We start from the raw sequence: 14784 nt of genomic DNA, 5'->3' as shown, positions 1-14784 counted from the left end.
ACCATGCTATCAAGCACTCACACTGCAGAGTATTGGGAAAGCACGCGTTCAGATCGTGAGAGTAGATACTATCTCTTAAGCTTTGCTGACGGTAAAAGACGCCTTATCGGAGCCACCGGCAAACTCGCGCATGTGGCGCAACAATTCCTCTTGTTTCTCCGGAGGCAACTGGGAGAGCACCAGGATGGCTTCGGCCACGACATCGCTTGTGGCATGGAAGTAGGCCACCGGTAACTCCAGCGCCTCCGCCAGCTTTGCCATGCTTTCGTTGTCAGGCATGCGGTCCCCTCGCTCGTAGCGCGAAATCCTGGGAGCTGCCGAGTTCTGTTCCTCTAGCCCAAGAACAGCCCCCAAGGCGGCTTGGTTCATGCCCCGCGCAAGCCTGGCCTCACGAAGGCGGCGGCCAAAGGTGTATGCGGGAGGCAGCGGAGCAGGCATGAAGACCAACAAAGGATGAATTGACCCCCAAGTCTGCCGCTTCCAATCCTGCGCTGCATTTGCCATATTTGCAAATACGCCGAATGGGCGCTATTGCAGGGGTTTTCGATGAAGCACACAGGACAAGGCGCGTTCGCTGCGCTCTTGGCGTTGACGCTCGTCTCGCCGTTCACCACTCAAGCTCAGGACGCCCAGCCGCAGAAGCCCGGCTTCTTCCGTCAGCTCGGAAAAAGCCTGGCCGACTCTGGCAAGCAGATGGTCGGTATCCAGCCGAACTCGGGCAGCAAAACAAGCGCGCAAGGCACTGGCGCCATCTACGCTTCCCTCAGCGGCGCCGGGAAGCTGCCCGGGCTATTCAAAGGCGACAACCACCAGCAGGCCCAGCTCGGGAAGCTGGACTGGCCCCGGGTGGCGCTGACCTTTACCGACTGGGGCGCCTCGCTGCCCTGCTGGAAGGTCGAAGCTCGCATCTGGACCAGTCCGACCGCCTCAAGCGTCGAAACCTTCCGCACCTGCTTCGATGCCGCGGTGACGGAAACGGACGACCTGGGCGAAACCGCTGAGCTCAACACCTCCGCTCTGTGGAAAGGCAGGGATACCCTCAACGGCGTCCGCGTGCCTTCCAGCAAGCCCAACACGGGCGTCCAGCGCTCCACGGGCCCCAACCCTCCGACCCAGCCCTTTGTCGTCAACGTGAGCCGGCTCGGCGTGGCTGACCGCGCCGTCGATGTCGCCCTGCGCGCGGCTTGGGTCTCTGGGTTCATTCAGACCGCAGATCTGCATCCGGGACCCTCCGGCCTCCTGACGCCCTTCAAGGACATCAGGCTCTGGATCGCCGGGTTCAAGCCCGAAGGGAACCGCGACAAGTAAGCACCCACCTCCCATTCCTACTCACTGAGCAAAGGAACGACATGAAAAACGCATGGATTGGCCTGGCCGCATTGACCATGGCCCTGGGCCTGACCGCCTGCGGCGGCAAGCCCTCATCTGACAACGCCAAGGAAGCCTTCGTCCGGCTTTTGAAAGAAAGTGGTGCCGGCCAGGTCACCGATATCCATCAATTCGAACTTTCCGGCTGTGTGGAAGCCGAGGGCGCGGACGGCTACCGCTGCGATACCCGCGGCCAGGCGGTGCTCAACATTGAGGGCCGGCAGGTGCCGATCCCCGTCAGCAAGAACCTGAGGTATGCCAAGGAATCCGGAACCTGGAGGGCTTACGCCAAATGAGCATGAAGACCGATTCGATGGCAGGAACGTCCGTCGACGCCTTGGCGGCTGGCGGGGACGCCGCGCTGCGCGCTGTTCCCAGGAACGTCATGACGCCTCATAACCGATTCTTCTGGTGGTTTTCGCTGAGCCTGCTCTTCCTGGGCCCTTTCGGCTTCCTCGTCGGGCCACTCATGGCTCGGCGAGGATTGCGAAAAGCGGAGCGGCTCTATGCGCAAGAAGCCGACGCATCTCGGCGGCGCGACCAAGGGTTCACCGCTGCCCAGTGGTGGGTCATGACGCCGCTGACTGTCATGGGAGCTTTCTGGGTCGCGTCAGTGCTTAGCGGACTCCCCATGGTGCTGGTGGTGCTCTGGGTGCAGTTGACCAGCTGAAGACACATTAGAAAGACGCCACCAGAAGGTTAGCTGCTTAACGTTAAGAGCTTAATTAGCCGCAACTTTTTGAACGCAGACCACTGACCTCCTGTGCTACTGACCCCAAGTCGCAATTTTTGAGATTCCCTGCCAATACTGTCTCTCCAAATCCAAAGGGAGCGCAGTATGGAAGTTGCGGAAGGACTAGATACGGCACCACCCAAAGCATCGATTGCTGAGAGGATAAAAACTAGGTGGCTAAATCATCACTGGGTGATTCGCCTCTATCTAGGTGGCGCCGTATGCATGCTTGCGTCCATCGCTTTATTCCTAAAATCACCAGGCTCTTTTTCTTCAGACGTAGCCTTCTATGCCAGTTGCTCGCTGTTAGCCATCGCTTTCTTAGGAGACACTTACTCGTGGGTGATGCCGAGACTGGCCCATCCTTTGATGAAGATTTCAGTCGCGGTATTTGGAGCAATAGCAGTCGCTGCAGCGACAGGGGTGGGCAGAGTCGTAGTCAACGAGGCAACCAGCCAGCAGGCATCTCTTTTCCCAACCTCAAACGCATTGCTCAGCCTGCTCTCCATTGTGCCCGTGACAGCAACCCTGATGACCGTCCTTGGTGCCATCCCTGCCTTTCTTGCCATGGCATGGGGACTGCTGAAACTCTCAAGATCCGAAGCTACGAAGGGTCAATTAGATGTAATCGTTACCCTAATCAGGGGACTTTCTGCATTTGTGGTTTTATTTGGAGCATCTGTCCTATCGAATAGCCAATCTATCGTCTACCCAACGATGCGCTGGGTTGCAGCTTACAGTGCTTTCTTCCTTGATTTGCAGCAGGACGCGGCATGCGCCCCACTTGAAGGCGACAAAGTAACTCGCATTAACGACAACTTGGTGCTTGTCGGTCGGCTCACGGAAGCCGGACCACAGTTCGTTCGGACAGCTTGTGCTTTGACTTCTGAAAGCATCCCGTTGCGCCCCCAAGCTCCCGGACGCATATCATCTACACCCGCACCTACTCATTCCAAATCGGCCCCCACAGCTAAGCGGGATGTCCTTGCACCTGAATTAACCCGGCCAAGGACGGATTTACAGAAATGAAGCGCTTGCGCCAAGTCACATCCAAGTGAACGGGCGATTGAAGCTAGAGTTCGTTTGTCAGGTGCAGGTGAGGACCCTGCTTCATTGGCTAGGCATCCAAGCAACGGGCTCACCACTCACTTAAGTGCCGGTGGCGGCTCGCGGGCCATCAGCTGGCTGATTCCGAACAGTACCACGCTAGGGTCGCTGGACAGCTACATCGTTAGCATCGATGAGCTAGAAGACACCTTTGGTGCCAGCACGATTGCATTTCCGCAACGGCCAACCTCAAAGCGATGCTGCCCGCATCGACTTGGCCGCAGCCAAATGGCTGTGACCTTAGCTAACAAAGGCGGCTATCTCTATCCGGCCGATGCCCGCGTGGCTCAGGCGCGGGATAAGGGATTGGCTTGACGGCAGTGGTGGGTCATGACCGTGCTGACCCTGATGGGTGCGCTCGGCGCCTTCGCCCTGCTGAGTGAGCTGCCAATGTTTCTTTTTGTGCTTTGGGCACAACTGACTCAAGCCAAAGCAACGAAGCCAGATCAAGGAAGACCCCAAAACTGGAAGCATTCCTCAATGATCCGCTATCAATAACTTGGAAGTGATTGGCGGAGAGAGTGGGATCGGATCACATCCGAATTAACCCATTCAATCCGTTGCAGAAAGCGTGATCGGTAGGTTTCCTTTCAATGTTTCCTCGATCATAGCGCCGGGCTTGGCTCGATTGCTAGCGTCCGCTTGCCTGTGAGGTAGATCGACGCTGGCACCGCTCCTCTGCGTAAACTGGACTGAAGCCATATCACCACCGAGTCAAGGATGAGCCGTCCCTATCTTTCCAGCTCCATCGATCAGCTCGAGGAACTGTTTTCCACATCCCAGAATGCCTCCCCGGTATTGCTCGCCATTGCGACCGAACTAGGGTTTAGAAGAACTGCACGGGCAAAAGAGTTGGAGGTCGAGGTCATGCAGACCTTGGCTCGCTTGAGCCCGGAAGCTGGGCAAGACCGTCCTGCACCCCCATCGCAGGCCGAAGGTGCCACTGGCGACCGGGACAGGCTCTGGTCTCCACCTGTGGCTCCGCCTGACTCGTCACATCCCCCCAAAATTTATGCCAATCGCCCCAAGGATGTGCTTGCTGCGTGGTCTGCACTGGAGGTGCTGTCACCGCAGACGTATGACCGCCCTACCGACCTGGCGAAGGGGGACCGAGCCATTGTTTCTATCAGCGATGGCCGCCTGCCTTGGGACAGAGGGCCTGCGAGCTCGCGCCCCAGGCAGAAGATTTATTTCCACATCGTTTTGGCAACCATTCCTGCCGCGCCCGCTTTCGCTGCATTGATCGACCGCTTCAAAGACTCCCGTCTTGAACGCCCGAGCGTTAAAGGTGACGTTGTTCTTGCCTCGTTGCTTGTGGACAAGGAAGGAATCCTTGCTGGAGAGGCACCCGTCTCGCTGTCCGCATTCGGATGGGGCTTGCCGGTTGCCTTGGGAGGGTCGCTCAAGGATCTGGCTGCCTGGACCCAACAAGAACCTCGGCTGATCGAAGGCCTCACCAAGCAGTTGGGAGTTTCATCAACAGAGACTCCAGTTCCACTGACGTGGGAAGCGCTCCAACGCGCCTCCTCCTGGCTGGTAGACACCCTTGGGTTAACCGGACACCAAGTAAGCGGCCCGACATTCGCTGTCGCTCATTACCTCTACTACACGTCGCGGATCGTTCCAGATCCGCTTCTTCTCAACAGCTTTTACCTGCGCGACTTGGCCAAGGCACGAGAGATCGCCAACACGGGCGAACTCCCCAACGCGTTGTCTCTCTATCTGGGCAGCCAGAAGCCAGCAGCACGACGGGACTTGTTGAAAGACGATGCCGCACTGGAAGCTTCGTTGGCTCCAGCCGATGTGCCGCTGGGTCGATGGCCCACCCCTGCATCGCATACCCCTGCCCTGTTACAGCAGGCTGCTGTCAACTCGGCGGGGCGTTTGTCCGGAGGCCCCGGGATTTTAGGCGTCAATGGCCCACCTGGGACGGGAAAAAGCACCCTACTGCGGGACATTGTGGCGGATTTGCTGACTCGCCGAGCCACAGCCATGTGCGCGTTCACCGAGCCGACCCAAGCTTTCAAAGTCGGTTGGACAAAGAGGGCCAAGGGAGAGACTCAGGAGCTTCACGCGCTGGATGCCAGCTTGCGGGGATTCGAGATGATCGTTGCCAGCTCGAACAACAAGGCCGTCGAGAACGTCAGTGCAGAAATGCCATCGCTGCAAGCGATTCCCGGCGACTCCCCCCTGCGCTATTTCGCGCCGTTGGCGTCTGATCTATTGGACCGCGAGGCGTGGGGGTTGATGACAGCGGTCCTCGGCAATGCATCCAATCGGTCTGCGTTCCGAAAGAAATTTTGGGGAGACTCGCCACGCTCCCTTGAACGCTACCTCAAACAGGTCAGCGGCATCGCACCGCGTGAAGACGGGTCTCCCGAGGGCCTGGCCGAACTTTGCAGTGCGCCATCTACTCCAAGGGAAGCCCAAGACCGCTGGGAGCATGCTCGAAAGCATTTCAAGCAACTCTCCAGTGCGTGCTCCACGCGGTTGTCTCAGCTGGAAAGCTTGCGACGCGCTTTGATTCAACTACCCAAGCTGCGGGAAGACGAGAAGGAAAAACGCCAACAACATCTGGAGGCATCCAGTCATGCCAACCAGGCACAGTCGCTGCTTGCTGCCTTGGTTCGAGATACACAATCCGCTACTTTGGCGCTGCAGCAGTGTGAGACCGCGCTGTCCTATCATGCGCAAAAGCGACCGAGTTTTTTCAGTCTAAAGCGTCTTTTTGGTGTCCAGTCCGCCAAATCTTGGGAGGTCAGGCACGGGCCTCTCAAACATCAGGCTGACATCGCAAGGACGGCGAAGGGCGTCGCTGTAGAAGCCCAATCCAACGCAGATGGTTTGGCCCAGATCGCTGGTCAGCAAGCAGCGATTGCTTCACAGGAACTCGAAAAGGCCTGCAAGAAACGCGAAGCGACGGAGCAGCGGTGCCGCGAGGTGCAGATCGGCGCTGGAGCTCAAGTGCTGGACGAGCATTTCCTTTCACTGCCGCACGACCAGAAGCAGCTGGCCGTGCCCTGGCTGGACAGTGAGCTACAGAAGCTTCGAATGGAGGTCTTTGAAGCAGCCATGGAAGTGCATCGGGCCTTCATCGACGCAGCAGCAAAGCCCCTTCTCCATAACATCAACGCCTTGGTCGGAGGAAACTTCAGCATTCCACCAGACCGACAGCACTTGAGCGGACATCTATGGAGCAGTTTGTTCCTGGTCGTGCCGGTCATTTCAACAACGTTTGCTTCCGTCGAGCGAATGTTGGGACGTCTTCCCCAGGAGACCTTTGGCTGGCTGCTGGTGGATGAAGCAGGGCAAGCGACGCCGCAAGCAGTCGTAGGTGCCCTGCTTCGATGTCAGCGAGCAGTGGTCGTGGGCGATCCGCAGCAAGTTGAGCCAGTCGTTCCGCTGCCTGACGTGCTGACTGCTGCCGTCCTTCGCGAGTTTGATGCCGACCCCGACAAATTCGGAGCCCCAAATGCGTCGGTTCAAACCTTGGCCGACGAGGCTGGCGACTATTGCGCCACGTTCGATACGGCCGGTGGATTCCGGACGGTGGGATCCCCCCTGCTCGTCCACCGTCGGTGTGCGTCGCCGATGTTCGAGATTTCCAACACAATTGCTTATGGCGGGTTGATGGTCCAGGCAAAGCCCCCTAAGAGCTCGAGCATTCGAGATGTCTTGGGCAACTCCCATTGGATAGACGTGCTTGGAAGTGCGAGAGACAAGTTCTCACCGGAGGAAGGCCAGCAGCTGTTGCTTTTTCTCAGGACGTTGAGAAACAACGCGGTTCTCCCTGATCTCTACATCGTCACGCCCTTTGTCGCCGTTCAAGATGGCCTTCGAGAGCTGGTGAAGCAGGACGGCGTCTTGCAAGGCTGGGTGGAAAATGCCTCCAAGTGGCCATCCGAGCGGATTGGCACCGTCCACACTGTCCAAGGAAGAGAGGCGGAGGCCGTCATCATCGTTCTAGGGGCCCCGGACCCTGGCCAAAATGGCGCCCGGCAATGGGCCGGTTCGACGCCGAACCTGCTCAACGTCGCAGTCACCCGAGCCAAGGAAGCCGTTTACGTGATTGGTAATCGCTCACTTTGGTCAGCCGCTGGGAAATTTAGTGCGCTGAATCTAAAGCTACGTTGAGCAACGATAGGATGGTATTCGCAACGCTTTCAGGATCAGACAAAACAAGGGGGAAGGTATGGGGAGACGGACAGGCTTGGAAGGATTCATCCGCGCAGCTGGACGAGCTGCGGCAAGCGCTGAGAGGGAACGCAAGCGGCAGGAGCGCATGCGTCAAACGCATTTTAGGCAATTGGAGCGCCATGCTCGCATGGCTGCGGCACAGCAAGTCCGCGATCAACGTGCGTTCGACCGTGAACAAAAAGAATCGGCCAAGCGAGCCAAAGCGGAATACCTCGATGACCGCCAGGGAGAGGTGGATGACCTCAACGCAGAGCTTGCCGACCGCATGGAGGACTTGCGTGGAATCCTTGCCCATACGCTGTCTCATGACGACGCCATCGACTTTGCAAGCCTTCGGCATGTCGAGCCTTTTGAACGGTTCGAGACACCAAAGGATCTGCAACCTGCTCGCCCTCCCGAGATGCAGCCAGTTCCGCTCCCCACGGGCATCTATCAATTCATTCCGGGTGCCTCTGGTCGCCATGCCGCAGCTGTAGCAAAAGCAACAGCGGCGCATAGGCTCGTGCTGAACGATTTTGAAGAAAAAGAAAGAGCCAAAAGCAATCGTGTTGCCGGACTGAAGGCCAAATACGAAAAGGAACGAGCAGTCTACGAAGCCGATGTCAAACGTCGCGACGCCGAGATAGATGCTCTCCAATCGGCCTACATGGCACACGATGCAGATGCGATCGTGGCCTATAACGAGATGGTTTTGACACGCTCAGAATATCCGTCCGAGGGCTTCCCTCAGGTCTTCAAACTTGCTTATGGCGAAGACTCGTCCGAGCTTGTCATCGAATACGATTTGCCAGAAATATCAATGATTCCTGTAGATGCTGAATACCGCTACGTTAAGACGAAGGATCTCATTGAATCCAAGCCCCGTAAGCCAGCGGAGATCAAAGCGCTCTATCAAGACATCATTGCTTCGATTGCGCTTCGAACCCTGCACGAGGTGTTTGAGGCAGATCAAGCAAACGCCTTATCGCTGGTCACCTTCAACGGCTTGATCGACACCCACGATCCCGCCAGCGGCCGCGAGTTGCGAGTTCCTGTGGTTTCAGTTCGCACAACAAAGGTAGCGTTTCTGGAACTCCGACTGGAACGTGTAGAGAAGATCCCGTGCCTCCGAAACTTAGGCGCCCAGGTCTCTAATCGTCCAGACGAGCTCCAGGCAATCAAACCCATCATCGACTTCGACATGGTGGACAAGCGGTTCATCGAGCAGGGGGATGTGCTCTCCTCGCTCGAATCGCGACCAAATCTGCTGGACCTGACTCCAGGAGAGTTTGAGGTGCTGGTGGCGAATCTGTTTTCGAAGATGGGCCTCGACACTAAACTCACCCGCAGCTCTCGCGATGGAGGCGTGGATGCAGTGGCCTTCGATACCCGTCCGGTGCTCGGTGGGAAGGTGGTTATCCAAGCAAAACGGTATCGCGACACAGTGGGTATTAGTGCTGTTCGAGATCTCTATGGAACCATGCAAAACGAGGGAGCGAGCAAAGGCATCTTGGTGTGCACCAGTGGCTATGGGCCAGACGCCTTCAACTTCGTCAAAAACAAGCCTCTGGAACTCATAGACGGCGGCGGATTGCTCTATTTGCTACGTGAGCATACCGGCATGGATGCTCGGATTGCTTCCTAGGGACGCGCAAACATGAGCAACTCAAACCTCCCGCACGAATCCCGCGTGGCTGTATTGGTCGACTGCGACAACGTGCCGACCGACATCGTGGAGCACGCGTTGCTCATGGTGGCGCAGTTCGGTCGGGTCGTGCTGCGCCGTGGGTATGGCAACCACAACACCCTCGCCAACAAGTGGCAGGAAGTCCTGGTCCGCCAAGCGTTCACCCCATGCCTTCAATACCAATACGCCTCCGGCAAGAACACGGCCGACATCGCATTGGCGCTCGATGCCTTGGAGGCGTTGTTCGATCACCGAGCCGACACCTTCTGCCTGGTCACCAGCGACTCGGACTTTTCTTACCTTTGCCGCAAGCTCCGGGAGCGTGGAGCGACGGTCTTCATCGTGGGCGAGCCCAAGACCCCGGATGCTTTGCGCAACGCCTGCGACCAGTTCTTCGAATGGGACCGGAAGGCCAAGGAAGCGGCAGCACCCGAAGTCCAGGGCAATGAACTTCCTGTCCTGAAATCGGAGGCGGCGAAAGAAGAAGCGCCCCGTGCTGAAGCCAAGCCGCTACCCAAGCGCCGCCCTCGGTTCTTGGTTGAAGCCGTCACCCTGATGACGGGAGACACCTCTGAAGGCAAGGTTGGATTGGGAGCACTGGGCCAATACCTCAAACGCACTGACCCGTCCTTCTCACCCAACCTCTATGGCCATTCGGGGTTGCTCAATATGGTCAAAACCTACGACCTGCTGACCACGCAACGGGAGGAGACCGGCGGCTGGTCGGTCAGTATCGCGCACAAGCCAGAACCCGCCGATACGGCGTGATTGCTCCCGCTGCCTCAGCGGACCATGTGCTTCTACAAACGACAAATCGGGGACGCCGACCCAGTTGAAATCTTTCCTATTCGTCAAATGGCATAACTGCCATCGAATTTCTTCGCGTATTCAAATTTGTGAAATGCAGCCAAAAGCGAGCTCTTGCGTAAGCACCGTTTCTTGGTTGGATGAGGGCTTACCCAACACAGGAGCACCCATGCACCACCAAACGCAAATCCAAGTCGCCAGTCGCTTGCTCGGCCACCTCCTCCAGCAACACACCACACGCCTTCCCCCTAACCAAGTCGAGGACATCCAATACTCACTGGATTTGGCCGCCGAGCTGCTGAGGCTCGGCGGGCCAGGGCCAGCCAGTCAAACCCAGGTCTCAGCCATGGCACCTTCTCAACCCATCCTGGTCAAACGAGCGGCCGTTGATCGCAGCATCGTGCCGACCATGCCGGCGTCCGTCGAAGAATGGCGGGAGACGCGCAAGAAGAACAAGGAAAAGGACAATGTCCCCCGCCCCAAGGAACCCATCGGGATCGAGCGGATAGATCTCCGCCCTCGTCCCCGGCACTAAGGCCAAGAAAAAAAGCCCCGCTCTTGCGGGGCTTTTGACATCCATCAGGGCCGCGGCCGCCGGCGTGTTGGTTGCGGCGCAGGCATAGGCATCGGGGAGGGCTTGGGCGCAGCAGGAGTGGCCTTGACCGATTCAACAGGCCGGCTCGCGATGTCGAGCTCAGGACTCGCAAGAACCTCCGCGCTCCACTGCTCCACCTCCGCTGTGCGGAGCTCAATTTCATTCTCAGAGTCATTCCAACGCTCCTCGGAAGCTGCCGCCCGGGCTGCCGCCAATTCGGTTGCGCGCTTTTCCAAGACCGCCAACCGCCGTCCTCGTCGCTTTTCCCATTCTTGAGAGGCCCACTCGCCATCGGGACGAGGGTAGTCGCCGTTGAACTGCTCCCACGCTTGTTCGGCCAAGTGGAAGAGTTTCTCGGCACGCCCGAAGGCGCTGGTCCTCTGCGCAAACTTCAGCACACTCCGCTTCAGACGGCCCAGTCCTTGGACCAGCCCATTAAGCCACCTGCGCAAATCGACACTGTCGACAAGGGCAGCTCCACGTGCGGTCCACTGCTCCACCACGCGCTGCGTAGCAATCAACGCCAGGTCTGGCCGGGTCGAGAGGATGTCCGCCAAGTCCCGAGCTGCCTCGGCGACCAGCTCAGTGATAGAGCGTAACGGTTGCACCCGCGCATCTTCCGCAGGCCGACCCAAGGCATCCGAGAGGCGCATGCCGCGGAACCCGTGGATTTCCAAACCCGGCACAGAGGTTTGAAGTTCGTTCCTGGAGCCAGCTCGGCGTCGACGGTCGCGCTGCGCTTGGTCGTGGCTATGGCCAATAGAGTTTGGAATTGCCCTTCCCTCCTGCTCGGCTTGAGTGAGCAACTGTTCAAAGGCTTCCTCGTTGTCTCGAATGATGCGCGCGTTCTCGACGGCACGGTCGGTCATGACGCCTTTGCGCGCCAATGCCGTGGCTGTCTTGCCCACGTGTTTCGTGGGCTGCCGGGACAGCACCATGGCTTCGGCCCAGTCGCCGCGAGCCAGGGCGTCTTCAGCCTGGACTTCAAGGCGGCGATGGTCGACCCGGGCATCGATGCCGGCAGCGGCCAAGTGCTCGTTGACAGTGGATGCAATGGTTTGGCGGATCCACTCGATCTCAATCTTCCCCGACGCTCCGCCGTCCAGCTCCCTCGTTTTTTCGGTAAAGCCTTCGGGGGCCAGCCTGCGCGTGGTGGCGAGAAGGTGGACGTGATGGTTCAGACCGTCACGGGAGCCCGGCGAGTGGATGCTGGCTTGCACAGCAAACCCGTAGCGGGCGACCAGTGCTTGGCCGATGGCCGTGGCGAGCGTGGACCGCTGCTCGTCGTTGAGCTCGTGGGGCAAAGCGACCTCGAACTCTCTGGCAACGGTTGAGTTCTTTCGGTTCTCTGCCGCTTCTGCCGCGGGCCAGAGCTCGCTGGGGACGAGGGCCCATGCTGGAGCATCCTGGGGAGCGAGGCATTCGGATGCTACGACTCCACCGCGGCGGCGGTAATCGTGACGCTGACCGGTGATGTGATCGATGAGAAGTAGACCAGCGCGGTAGGCAGCGGCTGCGACAGCGGAATCGCCTCGGGAACGACTAAAAACTTTGACGCGAGAGTGGTAGATGGCCATGGAGAGCTCCGGATGAGGTTGCTCTCTTTATGCCGTGGCTTTTGATTTGCGCAAGCGCGGAGCGCTTGGGGGTCCGGGGGCGTAGCACCTGGCGCGCGCAATGTCGCAGACATTGCATCAGTGCGCTCTTGCTTCTTTCTTTTACGCACTGTCTTTCAGCATCGAACAAATTTTGAGTACTGGCAATTTTCGAACCCGCATAAACTTGACTAGGTGCTTTTCCGTGATTGACTCAAAGACGGAATCATTGGAGAAACGCATGACTGCCACAAGCCACTACCACGACCGCATTGCCCGAGCCACAAAGCAGTTAGCCCAACTGCAAGCGAAGGAGCTTTTAGCCAACCAGCGCACGGAGTTGAAGGCCAAGCAAACCGCAAGGCGAGAAAAAGCGAAGCGGCGGCAGAATGTGGCCGACTTGGTCTTCTCAGTTGACGCCCATGTGCTGGACGACGACGAGTTAGCAGGAGCGTTGCTCCAACACCTGGACGCCCGCAAAGAACTCAGTGTCAGGCAAGCCGCTCGTTTGCGAGGTGCCGCGCGAGCCGCATTACCAAGCACTTAAAGGGCTCACGATCTGGCAATTCAAGAAACGGGAGACGACGGTGGGAAAAAGGCGGACGGCACAGCGCCGCCCTCTTCCCGCAAACGCTGTGCTCCTCAATCGGCTGTCAGTGTTTTGCTCACCTTGTTCGTTGCCAAGTCGACGGCCGAAAGGCTCAGATCCTCGTTAAGGACATACGCCTTCTTGAGGTCCTTGCTGAAGACAATGGCCTGCCTTGGGGCTTTGAAGCCCGAAATCGTTCCAGTCACTTTCAGCGTCTGCGTGTCGATGACCGACAAGGTATTGTCCGCCATGTTCCCCGAATACACGTGCTTGCCATCGGGCGTGAGCGCTGCGCCGTAAGGGTCCTTCCCCACGGCAATAGTGGTGGTGATCGAACGCTTGGCCGTGTCGACCACAGCCACGGTGTTGCTGCCGCTGTTGGCGGCATACAGCGTTTTGCCGTCCGACGATATGGAAATCGCCCGCAGTTTGTTGAAGCCGGTGATTTCGCCTTGAATCGTATTGGTCTTTGTGTCCAGCAAGCTGATCTTGTCGCCCTTGAAATTGGTGACGTAAGCCGTTGCACCATCTGGGCTGATACGGATGCCCTGGCGAGGCTGCGAGAAGCCAGTCACTACCGCCACCGGGCGATCCCTGTTCAAGTCGAACACCGAAACCGTGCTGGCCGCTTCGTTGTTGACATACAAAAAGCGTCCATCCTTGCTGAGCGTAGTGCCGAATGCCCCGGCACCCAACGGAAGGTCGGCAACCGTCTTAAGCGTCTGACTATCGATTTTGCGCACCACGCCCAAGCTACTATCGGAGACGTAAAAGAACGCGCCGTTCGGTGAGAACACGATATTTCGGGGCGTGACGTAACCCGATAAAACCCGCTTGGACTTTCCCGCCTTGAGGTCATACACCACGATTTCCGGGCGCTGACTGTAGGACACCACGGCCGTCGCCTCATCCGGGCTGACAGCAAGCGAGTTGTTGCGGATATCGCCGTCAAAGGTCCACCGTTCCTCGGCCGCTTGGGTGCCCAGCGATACAGCCATCGCGCCGCCGAAAACCAAGCCGGCAATCGTTTTTTGTAACAGGTTCATCGCATCCTCCGGTTCTGCGCGACTGCGCGCGTGATCGTTCTCATCGCAGCAATCTGCTGGACCTCACTACTCTGGCCGATGGCGACGAAGAAGCAAAACAAATTATTCGTGTTTCACCGACCTATTTTTTAGGTATCTTCTTTTTGAGGTCTCGCCCCATTTCCAGGCACTGTTCCCAAGCCCCGGCCAACCCCTGAGAGATGAACTTGTCGTGGTGCTTGACCAAGTAGAACTGGCGGGCCAACGGGGGAAGCACGCGCTCAAGGGCCACCAGTCGCCCGGAAGACAGCAAGTCGCTCACCACCCAACGGGAGAGGCAACTGACGCCGATTCCCTGGACCAGCGTGTTTTTGATGGCCTCGGAGCTGCCGATCTGCTGCGTGTTGGCCAGGTCATTGAGATGGCGCAATAGAAGCGCCTCGACTTCCTCCCGGGTGCCAGACCCTTGCTCTCGCAGCAGCCAGTCGGCCTGGCGCAGGTCCGCCTTGGTGACTTTCGAGGCCTTGGCCAGCGGATGCTGGGCCCCCGCGACGATCAGCAGTTCGTCCGTCAACCAGGGCTCGGCATGAAGTTCCGGAAGATGAGAAGGGCCTTCCAGGAGCCCCATGTCGAGTTGGAAGTCGGCGACCTTTCGCGCAATCGCGGCGTTGTTGGCCACGTCGGCGTCCACGTGAACGTGCGGGGACGACTTGCGCAAGTCGGCAAGCAAACGGGGCAAGACGTAGTTGCCGATGGTCGTGCTGCAGCCGATCCGCAGGCGAACCGGACGATCTGAAGCGCCGGGGCGGTAGCTGGTTTCAATCTGGCGTGCGCCGTCGAGCAGTTGCCGTGCCTGCGGCAGCAGGCGTTCGCCTTCGGCATTGAGCAGCAACCGCTTGCCGACTCGGTCGAACAACCGCGTTTCCAGCACGCTCTCCAACTCGTTGAGCGCAGCGCTCGTGGCCGACTGCGAAAGCGCCACCGCGGCGCCGCCGCCAGTGGTGCTGCCATGCTCGGCCACGGCGCAAAAGATTTGGAGCTGACGGAGGCTGACCTTCATTTCAATCCACCAAACAGGTAACTCTTACCAAGATTACCCGTT

General features: G+C 58.4%; 14 protein-coding genes and 1 pseudogene. 11 read left to right on the top strand and 4 right to left on the bottom strand.

The features are described 5' to 3' along the window. Window positions 1-75: 75 nt before the first annotated feature. On the bottom strand, window positions 76-438 hold the full coding sequence (locus CPBF1521_RS08610) for a helix-turn-helix domain-containing protein (RefSeq protein ID WP_181901171.1): 363 nt from the start codon (window positions 436-438) through the stop codon (window positions 76-78). A 108-nt stretch (window positions 439-546) separates the two neighbouring features. Between CPBF1521_RS08610 and CPBF1521_RS08605 the strand changes: the two genes are divergently transcribed. The 10 genes and pseudogenes from CPBF1521_RS08605 (at window position 547) to CPBF1521_RS08560 (ending at window position 10413) form a co-directional block, all read left to right on the top strand. Further along, complete coding sequence (locus tag CPBF1521_RS08605; RefSeq protein WP_115676723.1) at window positions 547-1308, top strand: hypothetical protein; 762 nt, start codon at window positions 547-549, stop codon at window positions 1306-1308. 41 nt (window positions 1309-1349) lie between these two features. After that, entirely contained in the window at window positions 1350-1664 is a 315-nt protein-coding gene (locus tag CPBF1521_RS08600; protein WP_115676722.1) for a hypothetical protein, read from the top strand. Further along, the gene (locus CPBF1521_RS08595) at window positions 1661-2038 is read left to right on the top strand and encodes a hypothetical protein (RefSeq protein WP_181901170.1); all 378 of its coding nucleotides are present in this window, start codon (window positions 1661-1663) and stop codon (window positions 2036-2038) included. Before CPBF1521_RS08600 ends, CPBF1521_RS08595 begins: the two co-directional genes overlap by 4 nt. 168 nt (window positions 2039-2206) lie before the next feature. Continuing rightward, a complete protein-coding gene (locus tag CPBF1521_RS08590; RefSeq protein WP_147295425.1) occupies window positions 2207-3130 on the top strand; it encodes a hypothetical protein in 924 nt (307 codons plus the stop codon). Window positions 3131-3262: 132 nt separating this feature from the next. Further along, window positions 3263-3456: pseudogene (locus CPBF1521_RS08585) on the top strand (DNA/RNA non-specific endonuclease); the annotation flags it as partial. Window positions 3457-3538: 82 nt separating this feature from the next. After that, complete coding sequence (locus CPBF1521_RS21645) at window positions 3539-3706, top strand: hypothetical protein (RefSeq protein WP_235858443.1); 168 nt, start codon at window positions 3539-3541, stop codon at window positions 3704-3706. Between the two features lie 222 nt (window positions 3707-3928). Continuing rightward, window positions 3929-7342, top strand: coding sequence for a DEAD/DEAH box helicase (locus CPBF1521_RS08575; RefSeq protein WP_235858417.1), 3414 nt, complete (start codon window positions 3929-3931; stop codon window positions 7340-7342). Between the two features lie 76 nt (window positions 7343-7418). Continuing rightward, window positions 7419-9029 carry a restriction endonuclease gene (locus tag CPBF1521_RS08570; protein ID WP_201798622.1) on the top strand — a complete coding sequence of 537 codons (1611 nt, stop codon included), beginning with the start codon at window positions 7419-7421 and terminating at the stop codon, window positions 9027-9029. Between the two features lie 12 nt (window positions 9030-9041). Beyond that, the gene (locus CPBF1521_RS08565) at window positions 9042-9839 is read left to right on the top strand and encodes an NYN domain-containing protein (RefSeq protein WP_115676720.1); all 798 of its coding nucleotides are present in this window, start codon (window positions 9042-9044) and stop codon (window positions 9837-9839) included. A 208-nt stretch (window positions 9840-10047) separates the two neighbouring features. Then, window positions 10048-10413, top strand: a complete 366-nt coding sequence (locus CPBF1521_RS08560) for a hypothetical protein (protein ID WP_115676719.1) — start codon at window positions 10048-10050, stop codon at window positions 10411-10413. 44 nt (window positions 10414-10457) lie between these two features. Here CPBF1521_RS08560 and mobQ read toward each other — a convergent pair whose 3' ends face one another. Further along, on the bottom strand, window positions 10458-12050 hold the full coding sequence (gene mobQ, locus CPBF1521_RS08555) for a MobQ family relaxase (protein WP_115676718.1): 1593 nt from the start codon (window positions 12048-12050) through the stop codon (window positions 10458-10460). A 259-nt stretch (window positions 12051-12309) separates the two neighbouring features. Between mobQ and CPBF1521_RS08550 the strand changes: the two genes are divergently transcribed. Then, entirely contained in the window at window positions 12310-12615 is a 306-nt protein-coding gene (locus CPBF1521_RS08550; RefSeq protein WP_046346036.1) for a hypothetical protein, read from the top strand. 95 nt (window positions 12616-12710) lie between these two features. On the opposite strand, the gene CPBF1521_RS08545 is transcribed toward CPBF1521_RS08550, so the two are convergent. Then, window positions 12711-13703 carry a YncE family protein gene (locus CPBF1521_RS08545; protein ID WP_115676717.1) on the bottom strand — a complete coding sequence of 331 codons (993 nt, stop codon included), beginning with the start codon at window positions 13701-13703 and terminating at the stop codon, window positions 12711-12713. 121 nt (window positions 13704-13824) lie between these two features. Continuing rightward, window positions 13825-14742, bottom strand: coding sequence for a LysR family transcriptional regulator (locus CPBF1521_RS08540; RefSeq protein WP_115676716.1), 918 nt, complete (start codon window positions 14740-14742; stop codon window positions 13825-13827). Window positions 14743-14784: the final 42 nt, after the last annotated feature.

This window comes from Xanthomonas euroxanthea (genome assembly GCF_900476395.1).
Classification (GTDB): domain Bacteria; phylum Pseudomonadota; class Gammaproteobacteria; order Xanthomonadales; family Xanthomonadaceae; genus Xanthomonas; species Xanthomonas euroxanthea.
This window is presented reverse-complemented; position numbering and strand designations above follow the sequence as displayed.